At 71.0% G+C, this 19,707-nt stretch carries 17 protein-coding genes; 16 read left to right on the top strand and 1 reads right to left on the bottom strand.

What is annotated here, in order from left to right; all coding sequences use genetic code 11:
- Window positions 1-59 precede the first annotated feature (59 nt).
- Both B1H50_RS09350 and B1H50_RS09345 read left to right on the top strand, forming a co-directional pair.
- Complete coding sequence (locus B1H50_RS09350) at window positions 60-716, top strand: amino acid ABC transporter permease (protein ID WP_080463507.1); 657 nt, start codon at window positions 60-62, stop codon at window positions 714-716.
- On the top strand, window positions 713-1,582 hold the full coding sequence (locus tag B1H50_RS09345) for an amino acid ABC transporter permease (RefSeq protein WP_080463506.1): 870 nt from the start codon (window positions 713-715) through the stop codon (window positions 1,580-1,582). The genes B1H50_RS09350 and B1H50_RS09345 overlap by 4 nt, the downstream gene beginning before the upstream one ends.
- A 49-nt stretch (window positions 1,583-1,631) precedes the next feature.
- Here B1H50_RS09345 and B1H50_RS09340 read toward each other — a convergent pair whose 3' ends face one another.
- Window positions 1,632-2,558, bottom strand: coding sequence for an alpha/beta fold hydrolase (locus B1H50_RS09340; RefSeq protein WP_158082843.1), 927 nt, complete (start codon window positions 2,556-2,558; stop codon window positions 1,632-1,634).
- A 214-nt stretch (window positions 2,559-2,772) separates the two neighbouring features.
- On the opposite strand from B1H50_RS09340, the gene pheS reads away from it, so the two are divergent.
- The 14 genes from pheS to tyrS all read left to right on the top strand — a co-directional run bounded on the left by pheS (window position 2,773) and on the right by tyrS (window position 19,228).
- Window positions 2,773-3,867 carry a phenylalanine--tRNA ligase subunit alpha gene (gene pheS / locus B1H50_RS09335; RefSeq protein ID WP_080463505.1) on the top strand — a complete coding sequence of 365 codons (1,095 nt, stop codon included), beginning with the start codon at window positions 2,773-2,775 and terminating at the stop codon, window positions 3,865-3,867.
- A 1-nt stretch (window position 3,868) separates the two neighbouring features.
- Window positions 3,869-6,538, top strand: coding sequence for a phenylalanine--tRNA ligase subunit beta (pheT, locus tag B1H50_RS09330; protein WP_080463504.1), 2,670 nt, complete (start codon window positions 3,869-3,871; stop codon window positions 6,536-6,538).
- Between the two features lie 65 nt (window positions 6,539-6,603).
- Window positions 6,604-7,098 carry a flavodoxin domain-containing protein gene (locus B1H50_RS09325; RefSeq protein WP_080463503.1) on the top strand — a complete coding sequence of 165 codons (495 nt, stop codon included), beginning with the start codon at window positions 6,604-6,606 and terminating at the stop codon, window positions 7,096-7,098.
- A 70-nt stretch (window positions 7,099-7,168) separates the two neighbouring features.
- Complete coding sequence (argC, locus tag B1H50_RS09320) at window positions 7,169-8,278, top strand: N-acetyl-gamma-glutamyl-phosphate reductase (protein ID WP_080463502.1); 1,110 nt, start codon at window positions 7,169-7,171, stop codon at window positions 8,276-8,278.
- Window positions 8,275-9,444 carry a bifunctional glutamate N-acetyltransferase/amino-acid acetyltransferase ArgJ gene (argJ, locus tag B1H50_RS09315; RefSeq protein WP_080463501.1) on the top strand — a complete coding sequence of 390 codons (1,170 nt, stop codon included), beginning with the start codon at window positions 8,275-8,277 and terminating at the stop codon, window positions 9,442-9,444. The genes argC and argJ overlap by 4 nt, the downstream gene beginning before the upstream one ends.
- 9 nt (window positions 9,445-9,453) lie before the next feature.
- Window positions 9,454-10,386 (top strand): acetylglutamate kinase, encoded by a 933-nt coding sequence (gene argB, locus B1H50_RS09310; RefSeq protein WP_080463500.1) that lies wholly within the window; start codon window positions 9,454-9,456, stop codon window positions 10,384-10,386.
- On the top strand, window positions 10,383-11,666 hold the full coding sequence (locus B1H50_RS09305; protein WP_080463499.1) for an acetylornithine transaminase: 1,284 nt from the start codon (window positions 10,383-10,385) through the stop codon (window positions 11,664-11,666). Before argB ends, B1H50_RS09305 begins: the two co-directional genes overlap by 4 nt.
- 4 nt (window positions 11,667-11,670) lie before the next feature.
- Window positions 11,671-12,264: an arginine repressor gene (locus B1H50_RS09300; RefSeq protein WP_080463498.1), complete on the top strand. Its 594-nt coding sequence runs from the start codon at window positions 11,671-11,673 to the stop codon at window positions 12,262-12,264.
- Window positions 12,265-12,372: 108 nt separating this feature from the next.
- Entirely contained in the window at window positions 12,373-13,596 is a 1,224-nt protein-coding gene (locus B1H50_RS09295; protein ID WP_080463497.1) for an argininosuccinate synthase, read from the top strand.
- 166 nt (window positions 13,597-13,762) lie between these two features.
- A complete protein-coding gene (locus B1H50_RS09290; RefSeq protein ID WP_080463496.1) occupies window positions 13,763-15,109 on the top strand; it encodes an O-antigen ligase family protein in 1,347 nt (448 codons plus the stop codon).
- Window positions 15,110-16,645 (top strand): argininosuccinate lyase, encoded by a 1,536-nt coding sequence (argH, locus tag B1H50_RS09285; RefSeq protein WP_188640753.1) that lies wholly within the window; start codon window positions 15,110-15,112, stop codon window positions 16,643-16,645. It abuts the gene before it with no gap.
- Between the two features lies 1 nt (window position 16,646).
- The gene (locus B1H50_RS09280; protein WP_080463515.1) at window positions 16,647-17,375 is read left to right on the top strand and encodes a DNA-3-methyladenine glycosylase; all 729 of its coding nucleotides are present in this window, start codon (window positions 16,647-16,649) and stop codon (window positions 17,373-17,375) included.
- 103 nt (window positions 17,376-17,478) lie between these two features.
- Window positions 17,479-17,751 (top strand): hypothetical protein, encoded by a 273-nt coding sequence (locus B1H50_RS09275; RefSeq protein ID WP_080463495.1) that lies wholly within the window; start codon window positions 17,479-17,481, stop codon window positions 17,749-17,751.
- Window positions 17,752-17,965: 214 nt separating this feature from the next.
- On the top strand, window positions 17,966-19,228 hold the full coding sequence (gene tyrS, locus B1H50_RS09270) for a tyrosine--tRNA ligase (RefSeq protein ID WP_080463494.1): 1,263 nt from the start codon (window positions 17,966-17,968) through the stop codon (window positions 19,226-19,228).
- Window positions 19,229-19,707 lie beyond the last annotated feature (479 nt).

Raw genomic sequence — 19,707 nt, 5'->3', positions numbered from 1 at the left:
GCGCGCTGTCGCCGCGGCGCTCCGGGCGCCGCAGCGGGGCAGGGAAAGGAGAGCAGCCTGTGCGCGTCATCCTCGACAACCTCGGCCTGATCGGCGAGGGGCTGAGGACCACCCTCATCATCGCGCTCCTCGCCTACGCCGGGGCGCTCGTCGTCGGCACGATCATGGCCGTCTTCCGAGTCGGTCCGATCCCGCCGCTGCGCGCGCTCGGCGCCGCCTGGGTAGCGGTGTCCTGCAACATCCCCACGCTGTGCCTCATGATCCTCGCCGCCTTCGCGGCCCCGCGCGCGGGGGTGCCCATCAACCTCTTCGGGGCGGCGGTGCTCGCCATTGTGTTCTCCGCCTCAGGGTTCGTCTGCGAGGCCGTGCGCAGCGGCATCAACTCCGTCCCGCGCGGCCAGATCGAGGCAGCGCGCGCCCTGGGCATGCGCTTCGGGGGGATCATCGGCCAGGTGGTTCTTCCCCAGGCACTCGCGCGCGTCATTCAGCCGCTGGTCAACATCCTCATCTCCTGCCTCATCGGGTCCTCGCTCACCGCGGCCATCGGGGTCAGGGAGCTCACCAGCGTCACCCAGCAGCTCAACCTGGAGTACGCCGAGGCCGTCGTCTGCTTCCTGGTGTCCGGTCTCATCTACCTGGCCCTGGCCTTCGCGGCCACGCGCGTCGGCCACGCCCTGGAACGCCGCCTCGAGGCCACGAGGGGGGTGAGCGCATGACGGCACTGACGGCCATCACCGGCCGCCTGGCGGACAGGGCACCCGACTCCCGGCGGGGGCGCGCTGCCGGGGACGCCGCCCTCCTCTTCGACGCCCCCGGCCCGCGCGGCCGGGTGCGTATCCTCATCGTCTCACTCGTGGTCGCCGTTCTCCTGATCGCCATCGTCGTGGCGGGGCTCCACCAGCTCTCCAGCGCCGGTCAGCTCGACTACGTCAAATGGCGCTACTTCCTGGGCCAGTCGATCGTGAACTACCTAGGCGAGGCGATCCTTAAGACGCTGCGCGCTGCGGGAATCGCCGCCGTGCTGTCCTTCCCGATCGGCATCGCGCTGGGGTGGGCGCGGATGGCCCGCTCCACGGCGCTGCGCGGCGCCGTCGGCCTGTGGATCGACGCGATGCGCGCCATCCCCATGCTCCTCCTCGTCTACTTCTTCCTCCTGGCCGTGCCCCGCTGGGGTCCCACTCTGCCGTCGATGTGGATGCTCGTGGTCCCCATCGTCATGTGCACATCCGCGACGACGGCGGAGGTCTTCCGCTCTGGCGTGCGCTCCCTGGACGCCGGCCAGTCCGAGGCGGCAGTCGCCCTGGGGCTCAGCTCGGGGCAGACGATGCGCCTCGTCCTCGCCCCCCAGGCGCTGCGACTCATGCTGCCCACCCTGATCACCCAGATGGTCACGATCCTCAAGGACACATCCCTGGGATACGTGGTCGCCTACGGAGAGCTCATGCACGCCACCAAGGTGCTCACCAACGCGGCGGGATTCGACGTCTACCTGCCCGCCTACGTCGTCGTCGCCCTCATCTACGTCGTCATCAACTGGCTGCTGTCCGCCGCCGCGCGCCGCATTGAGGCCCGCAGCCGCTGACCGCTCGGCAGCCGCCCCCCCCGAGCGCGCCGGGAAGGGACCGGCGTTCTCACGCTTCCTGAGCGGTCCCCGACCCGGAGTCGGACCCGTCATTCGCGGACCAGAAGGCTGTGAGCGCCTCCAGCAGCGCGGAGGGATTCTCCAGCTGCGCGGAGTGGGCGGCGTCGGGGATAAGCGTGAAGGACGCGCCGAGCCTCTTGGCCCAGGGCTCGTACCACTGCACCGGCCACATCGTGTCATTCGCGCCGACGACGACGCTCAGCGGCAGCCCGGTGGCGCGCAGTCGCTCGGTCATGTCGGGGAAGCGCGCCACGATCCTCGCGATCCCCCGCAGGCCCGCCAAGGGGGTGGCCAGGGCCCGCAGGCGCAGCACCTCCAGATGCGAGCTCCCCTGGGGCTCCTTGGGCATCCCGGGGTGGATGAGGCGGTGCGCGATCCTCGCGCCGAGAGGGCCGTACAGCAGGCGCATCCCGTGCATCATCCACATGCGGGGCCCGGGCCTGGGGCCTGAGGAGAAGATGGTGAGGGTGCGGAAGAGCGTCGGGTCGGCGATGGCCGTCGCCCGGGCGATGATCCCGCCGAAGCTGTGCCCCACGAGGTGCACCGGGACGTCCTCGGCCCCGAAGGACCTGGCGACGGCGAGGGCGTCCTCCACGTAGTCCTCGATCCGGTACTCGCGGGTGCGCTTGGGAGCCGAAGAGTCCGCCTGGCCGCGCTGGGAGTACGCCAGGGCGGTGTAACCGGCGTCCTGGACCATGGGCAGGAAGGAGGAGAAGTCCTCCTTCGAGCCGGTGAAGCCGGGGATGAAGATCACGCGCACGGGCTCGGCGCCGCCCTCCTCAGCGGGAGCCACCTGGGCGAGGGTCGCGGTGAGCATGCCCGCCGGCGCGGGGATCGCGAGTATCCGCAGGTCCTCGTCGAGGGGCTCCGGTCCGAAGGGGGCGTGCGGGAGCGCACCGGCGATAGGCGTGAGCATGCGCGAGAGCCTACTGGCCGCAGCATGTGGACTCACGCAGGACCGGTCCCAGCGTCCGGCGGGGCTCGGGGGCGGGACGGATTCGTCCCCGTCGAGCCGGGGCACTACCCTGGGCCCAGCACCAGCGGCCACGCCGTCGGGCGCGCTCGCGCGCGATCCCGGTACCCCAGGCGGTGCCGCGCCGCACTGGACCTTTCGAGGAAGGCGCCCGCATATGAATGACGCAGCCGCCGCGACCGGCGCACTGTCCCCACTCGACGCCGACGGCATCAGCGCCGTCGTCGAGCAGGGCCTGGCAGCCATCGCCGCCGCCGACTCCCTGCCGGCGCTCAAGGAGGCGCGACTGGCCTACACCGGTGACGCCTCCGCGCTTGTGGCCGCCAACCGCGGCATCGGCGCCCTGCCCAAGGAAGACAAGCCCACCGCCGGCAAGCTGCTCGGCGCCGCCCGGGGTCGGCTGAGCGCCGCCCTCGCCGCGCGGACCGCGGAGCTCGAGGCCGCCGCCGAGGCGGACATGCTCGCCACCGAGACCGTTGACGTCACCATCCCCACGGACCGCGGCCCGCTCGGCTCACGCCACCCGCTGGACGTCCTCATGGACGAGGTCTCCGACTTTTTCGCCGCCATGGGCTGGACCATCGCCGAGGGGCCGGAGGTCGAGCACGAGTGGTTTGACTTCGACGCCCTCAACTTCGACGCCGACCACCCCGCCCGCCAGATGCAGGACACCTTCTACATCGACGGCGCTTCCGTGGGCGCCGCCGCCGGCGAGCCCTCGAACCTCGTCATGCGCACCCACACCTCCCCGGTGCAGGCCCACGTCATGCTCACCTCCGAGCCCCCCATCTACGTCGCCTGCCCCGGCAAGGTCTTCCGCTCCGACGAGCTCGACGCCACCCACACCCCCGTCTTCCACCAGGTCGAGGGCCTGGCCGTGGACAAGGGCCTGACCATGGCCCACCTCAAGGGCACCCTCGACCACTTCGCCCGCGCCATGTTCGGCCCCGATGCCCGCACACGCCTGCGCCCCTCCTTCTTCCCCTTCACCGAGCCCAGCGCCGAGATGGACCTGTGGTTCCCGCAGAAGAAGGGCGGGCCCGGCTGGATCGAGTGGGGCGGCTGCGGCATGGTCAACCCCAATGTGCTCATCGCCTGCGGCATCGACCCCGAGGTCTACACCGGCTTCGCCTTCGGCATGGGCCTGGAGCGCACCCTCATGCTGCGCCACGGCATCGCCGACATGCATGACATCGTCGAGGGGGACATCCGCTTCTCCCAGCAGTTCGGAACCACCGGAAAGGGCCACTGACATGCCGTACGTCCCCCTGGAGTGGCTGCGCGAGCACGTCGACGTCCCCACCTCCACCACCGCCGAGGAGCTTGCCTCCGCCCTCGTGCGCGTCGGCCTGGAGGAGGAGCGGATCGTCCCTCCCGCCATCACCGGCCCCCTCGTCGTCGGCAAGGTCCTCACCCGCGAGGCCAAGGAGCAGTCCAACGGCAAGGTCATCAACTACTGCCGCGTGGACGTCGGCCCCGAGCACAATGACGCCCCCGGTACCGGCAAGGAGCCCTCGGAACTGCCCAGCCGCGGCATCGTCTGCGGCGCCCATAACTTCGAGGTCGGGGACAGTGTGGTCGTCTCCCTGCCCGGCGCCGTCCTGCCCGGTGACTTCGCCATCGCCGCTCGCAAGACCTATGGCCACGTCTCCGACGGCATGATCTGCTCCGCCCGGGAGCTGGGCATCGGGGAGGACCACGACGGCATCATCGTCCTGGACCAGTGGCTCGCCGCCCACGGGCATGACGGCGAGGAGCCTCCCGCTCCCGGCACCGATGCCCTGCCCCTGCTCGGTCTGGGGGAGGAGGTCCTGGAGATCAACATCACCCCGGACCGCGGCTACTGCTTCTCCATGCGCGGAGTCGCCCGCGAGTACTCCCACGCCACTGGTGCGCGCTTTCGTGACCCCGCCGACGGCGCCGACACGACCCTGTTCCCGCACGGCCTCGCCGAGGCGAGCGAGGACGGCTTCCCCGTCGTCGTCGCCGAGGACACCCACCCGATCCACGGCCGTGCGGGCTGCGACCGCTACGTGGCGCGCCTCGTCACCGGCATCGACCCCGCCGCGCCGTCCCCGAAGTGGATGGTCGACCGCCTCACCGCCGCCGGCATGCGCCCCATCAGTCTGGCCGTCGATGTGACCAACTACGTCATGCTCGACCTGGGCCAACCCCTCCACGCCTTCGACGCCGACAAGCTCGTCGCCCCGATCGTCGTGCGCCGTGCCAGGGCGGGGGAGTCCCTCACCTTCCTCGATGAGGTCACCCGCGCCCTCGACCCCGAGGACCTCGTCATCTCCGACTCCGACGGCGGGCAGGGCGCGCGCCCCCTCGTCCTGGCCGGGGTCTTCGGCGGCGCCGACACCGAGATCGACGCCTCCACACGCAACGTGCTCATCGAGGCCGCCCACTTCGACGCCGTGTCCATCGCCCGTTCCTCGCGGCGCCACAAGCTGCCCACCGAGTCCGCCAAACGCAACGAGCGCGGCGTGGACACCGCCCTGGCCGCCGTCGCCGCCCAGAGGGCCGTCGACCTGCTCGTCGAGTACGGCGGCGGCAGCGCCGAGCCCGTGGCCACCGATGTGGACCGCACCAGCGCTCCCGAGCCGATCGTCATCCGCGCCGACGCCGCGGAGCGGCTCACGGGCGTTGCCTACGGCACCGCGCGGGTCACCGAGCTGCTCGAGATGATCGGCTGCGCTGTCGCCCCCGCAGGCACCGATGGCGCCGGCCGCGAGCTCCTCGCCGTCACGCGCCCCACCTGGCGCCCCGACCTCGTGGGCGCCGCCCACTTCGCCGAGGAGGTGGCCCGTCTCGACGGCTATGACGCGATCCCCGCGATCGTGCCCACCGCTCCCGCCGGGCTGGGCCTGACTCCCCGGCAGAAGGCGCGGCGCGACGCCGTCGCCGCCCTCGCGCACGCCGGCCTCACCCAGGTCCTCTCCTACCCCTTCATCGGCGATGCCCACGACCGCCTCGGAATCCCGGCGGCCGATCCGCGCCGCCGAGCGGCCCGGCTGGTCAACCCCCTGGCCGAGGATGCCCCCGCGCTGCGCACCTCGATCCTCGACACCCTCGTGGATACCGCCCGGCGCAACATCTCCCGCGGCCTGCCCGATGTCGCCGTCTTCGAGATCGGGGCCGTCACCCGTCCCGCGGGGACCGCGCCCGCACCGATCATCGGCGTGGACCGGCGCCCCACCGACGATGAGCTCGCCGCCCTCGAGGCCGGCATCCCCGACCAGCCGCTCCACATCGGTGCCGTCCTGGCAGGGGACCGCCAGCGCGCCGGCGTGCTCGGCGCCGCCCGCCCCTGGGACTGGGCCGACGCCGTGGAGACCGTGCGCACCGTCGCCCGCGCCGTGGGCCTGGGGCTGGAGGCCGCCGCGCCCGCCGCTCCCATCGCCCCCTGGCACCCCGGGCGCATCGCCGAGCTCCGCCTGCCGCCGATCAGGGCCGGCAGGGAGGTCATCCCCGGTCAGGTCGTCGCGCACGCCGGCGAGCTGCACCCCCGGGTGGCGCGCGCCCTCGGCCTGCCCGAGCGCTCCTGTGCCGTGGAGATCGACCTCGACGCCCTCCTCGACGCCCTCCTCGACGCCGCCGAGGACCGAGGCGCCCTCCAGGTGAGCGCGATCTCGACCTTCCCTGCCGCCAAGGAGGACATCGCGCTGGTTGTCGACGAATCCGTCACCGCCTCCCAGGTGGAGGCGATCATCCGCGCCACCGCCAAGGACTTGGCTGAGGACGTGCGCCTCTTCGACGTCTTCCGCGGTGAGCAGCTGGGCGAGGAGCGCAAGTCGCTCGCCTTCTCCCTGCGCCTGCGAGCCGCCGACCGCACCTTGACGGCCGAGGACACCGCCAGCATCCGCAAGCGGATCATCAAGCGTGCCGCCAAGGCCCTGGGCGCCGAGCTGCGCGCCTGAGGCCCTGCGAATTCACGGCCTGGAGTCCCAGCGTGATCCCTCTCTTTCGTGCTTGACTTTCCGTCATGACCATCCTCCTGACTTCCTCGTCCCGCCACGGCACCACCGACTCGATCGCCGGCGTCATCGCCCAGCGTTTGCGCGAGGCGGGTCTCGACGTCGATGAGGCGCGTCCGGAGGAGGTGACCAGCGTCGAGGGGTATGACGCCTTCGTGCTGGGCAGCGCGATCTACATGACGCGCTGGACCGAGCAGGCCACCGACTTCACGCGCCGCTTCCGCGAGGAGCTGTCCGCCCATCCTGTGTGGGCTTTCTCCGTGGGCCTGTCCGGGGTGGACAAGGGCGAGGTGAGCGACCCGCTCCGCATCGGGCCGGTGCTCCTGTCCCTCAAGGCGCGCGAGCATGTGACCTTCTCCGGGCGCTTCGACCCGGCTCAGCTCAACCTCCGCGAACGTACCATCGCCAGGATGGGCGGCGCCTCCGAGGGCGACTTCCGCGACTGGGGCGCCGTGTGCGCCTTCGCCGACTCCATCGCCTCGACACTGCGCGGCCGGGCCTGAGGGAGTCCCGTTCCACGAGACCCCGGCCTCGCCATGTGCATTTCTATGCAATGGCGTGTATGGTTCACGTATGACGTGGACAGCAGCGGTCGTGGGCGCGACCGGATACGCCGGTGGCGAGGTCCTCAGGCTCCTCGCCGCGCACCCCGAGATCGAGATCGGCGCTGTGACCGCCAACTCCTCGGCTGGGGCGCATCTTGGGCAGATCCAGCCCCACCTGCCCGAGCTGGCGATAAGGGAGGTCGAGCCCACCGAGGCCGGGCGCCTGGCCGAGCATGACATTGTCATCCTCGCCCTCCCGCACGGGGCCTCCGGGCAGGTCACCGCCGCCATTGAGGATGCCGCCCGGGCCTCGGGTCGCTCCCCGATCCTCCTCGACTGCGGCGCCGACCACCGCCTCACCTCGGCTGCGGCCTGGGAGCACTACTACGGCGGTCCCTTCGCCGAGCCCTGGACCTACGGCATGCCCGAGCTCCTCCACGCCGGTGAGACCAGTCCCGCCGCCCAGCGCGCCGCGCTGAGCGCCGCCACGCGCATCGCCGTCCCCGGATGCAACGTCACTGCCGTCACCCTCGCCGCCCAGCCCGGTGCTGCGGCCGGCCTTATCGACACCTCCTCGCTCACCGCAGTCCTCGCGGTCGGCTACTCCGGGGCGGGAAAGTCCCTCAAGCCCCATCTCACCGCCGCCGAGGCCCTCGGCTCCGCCCAGGCCTACGCCGTGGGCGGCACCCACCGCCACATCCCGGAGATCGTCCAGAACCTCCAGGTAGCCGGCCTTCCCGCGGGAACCACGCGCCTATCCTTCACCCCGGTGCTCGTGCCCATGAGCCGGGGGATCCTCGCCACAGTCATCGCCCCTCTGACCGCGCTCGCCCTCGGCGCCGACGCCCCCCAGGCCCGCCTGCGCGAGACCTGGATCGACGCCTACGGTTTGGGCGGCGACGGCGAGGCCCTCATCCACATCCTGCCCGAGGGCGTGTGGCCCACCACCGGCTCCGTCCTTGGCTCCGGCCTCGCCTACGTGCAGGTCGCCGTCGACGTCGCGGCCGGGGTGGCAACGATGATGTGCGCCATCGATAACCTCGGCAAGGGGACCGCCTCGGCCGCCATCCAGTCCCTCAACCTCGCCCTGGGTCTGCCCGAGACCACGGGCGTCATCATGCGAGGAGTAGCGCCGTGAGCATCACCGCCGCCAAGGGATTCCGTGCCACGGGAGTCAAGGCCGGGCTCAAGGCCTCGGGGAATCCCGACCTCGCCCTCGTCGTCAATGACGGCCCGCTGGCGGTCGCCGCCGGGGTGTTCACCACCAATCGAGTGGTCGCCGCGCCCGTGTCCTGGTCCCGTCAGGCCCTGGCCGCCGGTCCCGCGGCGCGCGCCGTCATCCTCAACTCCGGGTCCGCCAACGCCTGCACCGGTGAGCGCGGGACCGCCGATGCCGCCGCCACCGCCGCCCATGTGGCGGGGCTCCTCGGCTGCGACCCCACGGACGTCCTCGTGTGCTCCACCGGAGTCATCGGCGAGCCCATCGACATGGGCTCCCTGCTCCCCGGCGCGGACACCGCGCTCGCCGCCCTGGCCGCCACGCCCGAGGCCGGCCACGAGGCCGCCGTCGCCATCATGACCACCGACACCGTCCCCAAGGAGGCCGCGGTCGCCCGCGACGGATGGACCATCGGCGGCATGATCAAGGGCGTGGGCATGCTCGCCCCCGGGCTGGCCACCATGCTCTGCGTGCTCACCACCGACGCCGTCGTCGAGCCCGGAACCGCCCAGGCTACCCTGGCCTCGGCCGCCGCGCGCACCGTCAACCGCATCAACTCCGACGGCTGCATGTCGACCAACGACACCGTCCTCCTCCTGGCCTCAGGGGCCTCCGGGATCACCCCGACGGACGCCGAGCTCGCCGACGCCGTCCACGAGGTCCTGGGCGCACTGGGCCGCAGGCTCGTCGCCGACGCCGAGGGCGCCACTCACGACATCGCCATCACCGTGCTGGGCGCGGCCAGCGAGGAGGCGGCCGAGGCCGCGGCTCGCACAGTCTCGGCCTCCAACCTGCTCAAATGCGCCGTCGCCGGCGAGGACCCCAACTGGGGACGTGTCCTGTCGCAGCTCGGGACCGTTCCCGAGCAGGTATGCCCCTTCAACCCCGACGAGGTGGATGTGACCATCAACGGCGTCACCGTCTTCCGCCATGGCGGCCCGGGCGAGTCCCGGGACTGCGTGGACATGCGCCCCCGGGAGACCCGGATCGATATCGACCTGGGGGCGGGATCGGCCCGGGCGACCGTCTGGACCAATGACCTCACCCACGGCTACGTCACCATCAACGCCGACTACACCACCTGAGCATCCGCGATGAGTATCGAGACATCCCAGATCAGCCCTCAGATCAAGGCCGAGGTCCTCCTCGAGGCCGTGCCATGGCTGCGCAGCTACAAGGGCGTCACCATGGTCATCAAGTACGGCGGCAACGCCATGATCGATGAGGATCTCAAGCGGGCCTTCGCCCAAGACATCCTCTTCCTTCACCAGGTCGGCGTGCGGCCCGTTGTCGTCCACGGCGGCGGTCCCCAGATCAACGAGATGCTGGGCCGCCTCGGCATCGAGTCGGAGTTCCGCGGCGGGTTGCGCGTGACCACTCCGGAGGTCATGGACGTGGTCCGCATGGTGCTCACCGGCTCGGTCCAGCGCGAGCTCGTCTCCCTGCTCAACCTCGACGGGTCCGCCGCCGTGGGTATCTCCGGGGAGGACGGAGGCCTCCTGCGTGCCAGCCAGCGCTCCGCCACCGTCGACGGAGCCAGCGTGGACGTTGGTCTCGTCGGCGACGTCGTCGAGGTCAGCCCCCAGCCGATCATCGACCTGCTCGACCAGGGCCGTATTCCCGTCATCTCGTCCGTGGCGCCGCTGGTGACCGACTCGGCGACCGTCCTCAATGTCAACGCGGATACCGCCGCCGCCGCCATCGCCATCGCGCTGAAGGCCCGCTCACTGGTCATGCTCACCGACGTCGAGGGCCTTTACGCCGCATGGCCGGACCGCTCATCGCTCGTCCCCTTCATCTCCGCCCGCGCCCTGGAGGAGATGCTCCCCAGCCTCGCCAGCGGCATGATCCCCAAGATGGAGGCCTGCCTGCGGGCCGTGCGCGGGGGAGTGGGACAGGCCCATGTCATCGACGGGCGCCAGGCGCACTCCATGCTCCTGGAGATCGTCACCGATGAGGGAGTGGGCACCGTCATTCACCCGGGGGACAGCCCCGTACCACCACTCGACGGAGGGAAGCGGCTATGACCGAGGCGACCACCACCGCGCCGGAGAGCGCCGGCAGCAATGCCGAGTGGCGCGACCGCTACGCCAGTGCCGTCATGAACACCTTCGGCACGCCCTCGCGCGTCCTCGTGCGGGGCAGCGGGATGAGGGTCTGGGACGCCGACGGCGCCGAGTACCTCGACCTGCTTGCCGGCATCGCCGTCAACTGCCTCGGTCACGCCCACCCGGCGGTCGTCGATGCCGTGAGCACCCAGTTGGCCACACTGGGGCACGTCTCCAACTTCTTCACCACCCCCGCCCAGGTCCGCCTGGCCGAGGAGCTCATCACCCTGTCCCTCCCGGGCGCCGAGCCCGGTGCCTCCCGGGTCTTCCTGGCCAACTCCGGCACCGAGGCCAACGAGGGGGCGCTCAAGATCGCCCGCCGCCACGGCTCCTCCTCCCGGCCCCGCGTCCTCGCCCTCGAGCAGGCCTTCCACGGGCGCACCATGGGCGCGCTCGCCATGACCCACAAGGCCGCCTACCGCGAGCCCTTCGAGCCCCTTCCCGGGGGCATCGAGTTCGTGCCCGTCGGGGACGTGAGCGCCCTGAGGGATGCCATGGGGCCCGATGTCGCCGCCCTCATCGTCGAGCCCATCCAGGGCGAGGCCGGCGTGCGCCCCCTGCCCGACGGCTACCTCGAGGCCGCCCGCGCCCTGACCCGCGACGCCGGTGCCCTGCTCATCATCGATGAGGTCCAGACCGGCATGGGCCGCGCGGGCGCCTGGATGGCTCACCACATCCTGGCCCCCGGCATCGTCCCCGACGTCGTCACCCTGGCCAAGGGCCTGGGCGGCGGGATGCCGATCGGCGCGGTGGTGGCCACCGGCCAGGCGGCCGAGCTCCTCGGTCCGGGCCAGCACGGCACCACCTTCGGCGGCAACCCGGTGTCGGCCAGCGCCGCCCTGGCCGTGATCGATACCCTGCGCTCCGAGGGCCTCCTGGCGCGTGCGGCCAGCCTTGGCGAGCGCTGGGCGGCGGAGCTCGCCAAGGTGCCCGGCGTCACCGCCGCGCGCGGACTGGGACTGCTCATCGGCGTCGCCCTCGACCCCGCGGTCGGGCCCGCCTCCGGAATCGCCGAGGACCTCGCTCGGGCCGGGTTCATCGTCAACGCCCCCCGGGACGACACCTTGCGCCTGGCGCCGCCCCTCATCCTGTCCGATGAGGACGCCGACGCCTTCACGACCGAGCTCTCGGCCCTCCTCGCCGCACGCCTGGCGAGCGCCTCCGAGGGAGCCGCGACGACTGCGGGGAGCCATGACTGAGCGCATGAGCGATCCGGGCGCATCCGCGACCAGGGCCGATCCCTCCGCCCAAGCCGTTCCAGCGGCGCCGGCCACGAAGGCCGCCAGACACGCCCTCATCCGTCAGATCCTGGGCCATTCCCGGATCCGATCCCAGGCCGAGCTGCGCGAGGCCCTCGCCGGGCGGAGCGTGAGCACCACCCAGGCCACCCTGTCCCGGGACCTCGTCGAGTTGCGCGCCACGAAGATCCGGACCTGCGACGGCGCGCTCGTCTACGCCGTCCCCGAGGCCGGGGCGCCCGGGCAAATGCGCGCGGCGCAGGCGGTGGCCGAGGGCGCGGATGAGAACGACCTGAGCCCCTACACGACGCCCCGGCTGGCCCGTTGGTGCGCCGACCTGCTGGTGACGGCCGAGTGGTCCGGCGGCCAGCTCGTGCTGCGCACCCCGGCCGCCTCGGCTCAGCTGCTGGCCAGCGCCGTCGACGACTCGATGCTTCCCGGGGTCCTGGGCTGCATCGCCGGAGACGACACCGTCCTGGTCATCACCCGCTCCGAGGAGATCGCGGCCCGCGTGGCCACGCATCTGCTCGCCCTGGCCGACCCAGCGGGAAGACGCTGACGGCCGATCCCCGCCCCGACCACCCAAAGGAGCGCCACGCCCTGCCCGGGCGCTCCCTCCAACCGACAGGCCGGCCCGCCGGCGCAACCCCTCCTATGGAGATCCCTCATGAACAAGAACACTGATCGCGTCGTCCTGGCCTACTCCGGCGGGCTGGACACCTCAGTCGCCATCGGCTGGATCGCAGAGCAGACCGGCCGAGAGGTGGTCACCGTCTCGGTCGACGTCGGGCAGGGCGGCGAGGACCTCGATGTCATCCGTCAGCGCGCGCTCGACTGCGGTGCTGTCGAGGCCTATATCGCCGACGCCCGCGACGAGTTCGCCACCGACTACTGCATGCCGGCGCTCAAGGCCAACGCGCTCTACGAGGGAGCCTACCCGCTCGTATCCGCCCTGTCCCGGCCGGTCATCGCCAAGCACCTCGTGCGCGCCGCCCGCGAGTTCGGTGCCTCGACGGTGGCGCACGGCTGCACCGGGAAGGGCAACGACCAGGTCCGCTTCGAGGTCGCCATCACCTCCATGGCACCGGATATGGACTGCCTGTCCCCGGTGCGCGACCTCGCCCTGACGCGCGATGTCGCCATCGAATACGCCGAGAAGCACAGCCTCCCCATCGAGACCACCAAGCACAACCCCTTCTCCATCGACCAGAACGCGTGGGGGCGCGCCGTCGAGACCGGCTTCCTGGAGGACCTGTGGAACGCCCCGACGAAGGACGTCTACACCTACACCGATGACCCCACCTACCCGCCGCTGCCCGACGAGGTCATCATCACCTTCAAGGAGGGCCTGCCCGTGGCGATCGACGGCGCGGCCGTCACCCCGCTCCAGGCCATCCAGGAGCTCAACCGCAGGGGAGGGGCCCAGGGGATCGGTCGCATCGACATGGTCGAGGACCGCCTCGTGGGCATCAAGTCCCGGGAGATCTATGAGGCGCCCGGCGCCGTCATCCTCATCGAGGCCCACCGGGCCCTGGAGGCCGTCACCCTCGAGCGCCTCCAGCGCCGCTACAAGCGCCAGATCGAGCAAACCTGGGGCGAGCTCGTCTACGAGGCGCAGTGGTACTCGCCGCTCAAGCGCTCCCTGGACGCCTTCATCGAGGACACCCAGCACTACGTCAGCGGGGATATCCGAATGGTCCTCCATGGCGGGCGCGCCACCGTCAACGGGCGCCGCAGCGAGAGCGGGCTCTACGACTTCAACCTGGCCACCTACGACTCGGGCGATACCTTCGACCAGTCCTCATCCCGGGGCTTCATCGAGATCTACGGCATGCAGCCCAAGCTCGCCGCCGCCAGGGCCGAGCGCCTCGGCGAGGGCGAGGGCTTCTGATCCCGGTGGGCGGCGCGCGGCCAGCGCCTTCGCGCGCCACTGGTCGCGCGCGGCCCATCGGGCCGCGCTGGGGCGCCATGTGGGACTAACATCTGAGGAGCTCCGTCGTCTGGCATCGCCCGCGGGAGCACCGACGGAGCAGGACCGACAGACACGGATGACAAAAATGCAGCGTGAGGAGATCGACGCCCCCGCGGGGCGCGCCCATGGGCGCTCAGTCATCCCCGGCCTCGCCGTGTGGGCCTTCTTCCTGACCTTCTCCGGGCAGGGCATCCGCAACGTCGTGGGCTGGACGCCCTTCGGCATCATTGCGGCGATCAGTGGGATCGCGCTGTACGCGGCCTTCCGCCTCGAGGGGCACCGGATCGTATGGCGCGCGTTGCCCCCCGCGACATGTGCCTACTGCCTATGGTGCGTGGCCAGCATCGCCTGGACCCAGTTCCCCAATGAGACCCTCCTCGCCTCCGCCCTCATGGTGGCGACCACTGCGGCCGGCATCCTCCTGGCCTGCGCGCTCTCGCTGCGCCAGCTCACGGTCGCCCTGGGGCGCTCCCTCGAGGCCACGATCGCACTGAGCCTGGCGCTCGAGACCTACGTGGCGCTCGTCCTCAAGCACCCTCTCATCCCCCTCTACATGCGGGGATGGGAGAGCGTGCCCATCTCCTATTTCTGGAGCGAGAACCGACTGCTCCAGGGAGGCCCGATCCAGGGGATCGTCGGCAACCGCAATCCGCTGGCCTTCATCGCCCTGCTCGCCCTCATCTGCGTGGTCGTGCGATGGAGGGATCAGCAGATCAGCCGCTCCCACCTCATCGTGTGGTCCTCGCTCTCGGTGCTCACGCTGGTCCTGACCCGCTCGGCCACGGTGACGGTCGCGGCGATGATCTGCGCGATCCTCGCCGTGGTGCTGTGGTGGCTGCGGCACGTGCCCCGGGAGCAGCGCTACCAGGCGATCCTGCGCACCGCCGCGGCCTGCCTGCTGATCGGCCTGATGGCGCTCCTCTTCCGCCACGACCTGGCCATGCTGCTCAACCGCAGCCCGGACATGTCGGGCCGGGCGATCATCTGGGAGCGCGTCATCGACCTGTGGAAGCAGCACTCCATCCTGGGATGGGGATGGGTCATGTACTGGCAGCCCTGGCTCCCGGTGTTCCAGACGCTCGTCGTCCGCCCCGACGGCACCCCGACCATGAGCGCGCACAACGCCTATCTCGAGGCGCTGTTCCAAACGGGTATCGTCGGATTCATCCTCATCGTGGCCGTCGTCCTGCTGCTCCTCGTGCGCACCGGACGGCTGGCCCTGCTCTACCTCGATTCCGCGCCCTCGGTGCTGCTGCCCCTCCTCGTCTCCGCCGCGCTGGCGATCCAGGCCCTGACTGAGTCCCGCCTGCTGTCCGAGGGCAACTGGATGGTCGCCTGCGCCATCGGCACCTGGTTGGGACTGCACCGCCTCACCGTCAAGGAGGCCGGACGGCCCAGCCGGACCAGGATCGGGGAGGACCCCCGCCGGTGAATGCGTCATGATGGGGCCATGACGTCTCCGCTCGACCGCATTCCCGACGCCGCAGATGCCGCCGCCTTCAGGAGCCCCCCGGAGGGCCGGGGCGCTATCAGCCTGTGGGGCGGGCGCTTCACCGGTGGCCCCGCCCAGGCGCTGGCGGCGCTGAGTGTATCCACCCACTTCGACTGGCGACTGGCCCGCTACGACATCGCCGGCTCGCGCGCGCACGCCCGCGCGCTGGCGGGCGCGGGCTTGCTCGACGACGACCAGCTCACCGGCATGCTCGATGCCCTCGACTGCCTGGAGGACGACGTCGTCAGCGGGGCCTTCACCCCGACGCCGGCGGACGAGGACGTCCACACGGCCCTCGAGCGCGGCCTTATGGAGCGCGCCGGTGAGGACCTCGGTGGGCGCCTGAGGGCGGGGCGCTCGCGCAACGACCAGATCGCCACGCTCATCCGCATGTACCTGCGCGACCAGGCCCGCCACGTCGCCGGACTCGTCCTCGATGTCGTCGACGCCCTCGTCGACCAGGCCGCCGCCGCCGGTGAGGCGATCATGCCGGGCCGCACCCACATGCAGCACGCCCAGCCCGTGCTCGTCGCCCACCACCTGCTGGCCCACGCCTGGCCGCTCATGCGCGACGTCGAGCGCCTGGAGGACTGGGACGCCCGTGCCGCGGTGAGCCCTTACGGCTCCGGCGCCCTGGCCGGCAACACGCTGGGGATGGACCCCGACGCCGTCGCCGCCGACCTCGGCTTCGACGCTTCGGTGGAGAACTCCATCGACGGCACTGCGGCCCGCGACGTCGTCGCGGAGATGAGCTTCATCCTGGCGATGACGGCGGTGGATATCTCGCGCCTGAGCGAGGAGATCATCATCTGGAACACCAAGGAGTTCGGATTCGTCACCCTCGACGACTCCTACTCCACGGGATCGTCGATCATGCCGCAGAAGAAGAACCCGGACGTGGCCGAGCTCGCCCGCGGCAAGGCGGGTCGCCTCATCGGCGACCTTGCCGGCCTGCTCGCCACCCTCAAGGCCCTGCCCCTGGCCTACGATCGCGACCTGCAGGAGGACAAGGAGCCGGTCTTCGACGCCCTCGACACCCTCGCGGTGCTCCTGCCGGCCGTGTCCGGGATGGTCGCCACCATGCGCCTGGACACCGCGCGCATGGCCGAGCTCGCCCCCCAGGGCTTCTCCCTGGCCACCGACGTCGCCGAGTGGCTGGTCAAGGAGGGTGTGCCCTTCCGTGAGGCTCACGAGATCTCGGGGGCCTGCGTGCGTGAGTGCGAGACGCGCGGCATGGAGCTGTGGGATCTGAGCGACGAGGACTTCGCGGCTATCGACGCGCGCCTGAATCCGGGCGTGCGCGAGATCCTGACCGCCGCCGGCTCGGTGGCGGCGCGCCGGGGCCACGGCGGGACCGCGCCCGTGCGCGTCGTCGAGCAGCTGGCACGCGCCATTGAGCGCTCGGCCGAGCTGCGGGTCTTCTCCTGGGAGGGCTCCCTGCTCGATGGGCCTGACGGCGCGGGGCCTGAGGACTGACATGCCCTCCGCACCGGACGGGCCCTCCGAGTCCGCGGCCCCCGAGGGCAGCGGACGGGGGATCGGCCTGGCCGAGGAGACGCGGCGCCTGCTGGCCCTTGACTGCCTGGAGGCGGCCCCGCAGCTCCTGGGGGCGGTCATCTCCGCCACCGACTCCGCGGGAACCGTCTCGGTGCGCCTGACTGAGGTCGAGGCCTACCGGGGTGAGCAGGATCCCGGCTCCCACGCCTACCGGGGGCCCACCGCCCGCAACGCCTCGATGTTTTGCGCGGGCGGTGTCATCTACGTCTACTTCACCTACGGCATGCACCACTGCGTCAACGTCGTCACCGGGCCCGAGGGCGTGTCCCGTGCCGTGCTGCTGCGTGGCGGTGAGGTGGTGGAGGGACTTGAGCTCGCCCGATCGCGCCGGCCGGCCGCCCGCAGCGGCCGGGACCTGGCCCGTGGGCCCGCGCGCCTGTGCCGGGCGCTGGGACTTTCGCTCGACGACGACGGCGTCGCGCTGGGTGCGCCGGGCTCTCGCGTGAGCCTGGCGCTGGCCGAGCCCGGCACTGCTCCGGCGCCGGACGCTGTCCGCACGGGGGCGCGCACGGGGGTGTCGGGCCCCGGCGGCGACGGCAGGCTCTACCCGTGGCGCTTCTGGATCGACGGCGAGCCCACCGTCTCGCCCTACAGGGCGGCCGCACCCAGGCGAGCCAGGCGAGGGGGAGCCTCGCCGGGAGGGCTGTGATGCCCGGGGACTACTGGAACCACAACACGGTCCTCCACAACGAGCTCGCCGCCGACGCCGCTGTCGGGGGCTGGAGGCCGGGCTGGAGCGCCTGGCGGGGCTCGTGGCGCCCGGCGGACGGCTCACGGTTGTCGGGCTCGCCGCGAGCGCGAGCGTCTGGGACTGGATCGTCTCGGGGCTGAGCCTCCTGTCGATCCCGATGGCGGGCCGACTCCACGGCGAGACGCGGGACATCGGCGTGCCCGTCGCGAGGCTCCGCGAGTCGCTGGCGGAGATCCGCCGGGCGGCGGCGCTGATCCTCCCGGGGGCACGGGTGCGGCGCCGCTTCTACGACCGCTACACCCTCACCTGGGACCGGCCCGGAGGGCGCTCGTGACCGTCTCCAGAGCCCGGCCAATGCCGGTCCGACGCGTGCTCGAGCGCCTGCGCTGGGAGAGTACGGGCCCAGGATCGGCCTGGTTCCGGAGCGCTGAGCCGGATGGGGGCCTGAGCGGCTCCGCCAACGTGGCAGACTAGCGCCGCCGAGGCGCGCGCCCGGCGCCGCCGCCCCCATCCGAGGCCGGCTCAGACCCATGGAAGGCAACAGGACCGTGACCGACATCCTGGACGAGTTGCAGTGGCGTGGGCTCATCGCCCAGCACACAGACATCGACGCGCTCCGCGCTGCGCTCACCGAGGGCCGGATCACCTTCTATTGCGGTTTCGATCCCACCGCGCCGTCGCTCCACCACGGGCACCTCGTGGCCGTCAAGGTCATGCGCCACCTCCAGATGGCCGGGCACCACCCCCTCGCGCTCGTCGGCGGTGCCACCGGACTGGTGGGAGATCCCCGCGACAAGGGCGAGCGCGCCCTCAACACCCCAGAGGTCGTGGCCGGGTGGGCGCGCTCCCTGCAATCCCAGCTCGAGAACCTCCTGGACTTCGAGGGTGCCAACCCCGCCCGTATCGTCAACAACCTCGACTGGACCGCCGAGCTGACCGCCATCGGCCTGCTGCGCGACCTCGGCAAGTACTTCCGCATGGGGACCATGCTCTCCAAAGACATCGTCGCGCGCCGCCTGGCCAGCGAGGAGGGCATCTCCTACACCGAGTTCAGCTACCAGATCCTCCAGGCCAACGACTACCTCGAGCTCTTCCGCCGCTACGGTTGCACCCTCGAGGTCGGCGGGAACGACCAGTGGGGCAACCTCGTGGGCGGCATGGACCTCATCCACAAGGTCGAGGGCGCATCCGTCCACGTCATGACCAACCCGCTCATCACCAAGTCCGACGGCACGAAGTTCGGCAAGACCGAGGGCGGCGCCATCTGGCTCAATCCCGAGATGCTCAGCCCCTACGCCTTCTACCAGTTCTGGCTCCACGTGGACGATGACGACGTCGTGCGCTTCCTCAAGGTCTTTACCTTCCTGGACCGCGCGGAGATCGAGTGCCTCGAAGCGACCGTCGCCGATAACCCCAAGGCGCGCGAGGCCCAGCGGGCGCTCGCCCGCGAGGTCACGCGCTGGGTCCATGGCGAGGAGGCGCTCGTGCGGGCCGAGGCGGCCACGGCGGCGCTCTGGGGCCGGGGCGATCTGGCCGGGATCGACGAGGCGACCATGGCGGCGGCCACGGCGGACCTGCCTGGCTCGGATCTGGTCGTGGGGGAGTCGACGATCGTTGATCTCCTCGTCGGCGCCGGGCTGGAGAAGGGGCGCGGCGCGGCACGCCGGACCATCGCCGCAGGCGGCGCCTACCTCAACAACGTCAAGGTCACCGACGAGGATCTCGTGGTGACCGAGGCCGATCTGCTCGCCGGGGGAGTGGTCCTCGTGCGCAAGGGGCGCAGGACGCTCTCAGTGGCGCGGAGCAAGTGACGAGGAGACTCGCGAGCGCCTATCTGAAGCCCTCTGATCTGCGAGAAGTCGGTGGCAGCGCCTATGTGATCACCGTCACCGACTTGTTATTTGACGACGCGGCGAGCGCTACGTAATCTACTCCTCGGCCAAACGCGGCGCCGAGATTTTCTCGAGGTCGAATGGCTGGAACTGAACAGGGGGTGCGAGATCGGGATCACCGGTCCTTGGTTTGATCTGAGGCGCTCCATTCTGTAATGTTTCCTTCGCGCCTTCTTGTGGTGGTGGCCCTTGTTGTGGGGGTTGTTGTTGTGGGGTGGGTGTGTTGTTTGAGAACTCGATAGTGTGTCATGCTTGTTTATGTCATTTTTTGGCCTGTCTGGGTGCTTGATTTTTTTTGGTTGGGTGTCTTGGGTGGGTTGTGCTGTGGTGGTTGGCTTGTGCTGTTGCCTGTTTTGGGTGGTGGTGTGGGTTGGTTGCTGTGGCTTTTTTTGTTTGGC

It is taken from the genome of Actinomyces gaoshouyii (assembly GCF_002072175.1).
Classification (GTDB): domain Bacteria; phylum Actinomycetota; class Actinomycetes; order Actinomycetales; family Actinomycetaceae; genus Actinomyces; species Actinomyces gaoshouyii.
Note: the sequence above shows the minus strand (reverse complement) of the source record. Positions and strands in the feature narration are given on the sequence as shown.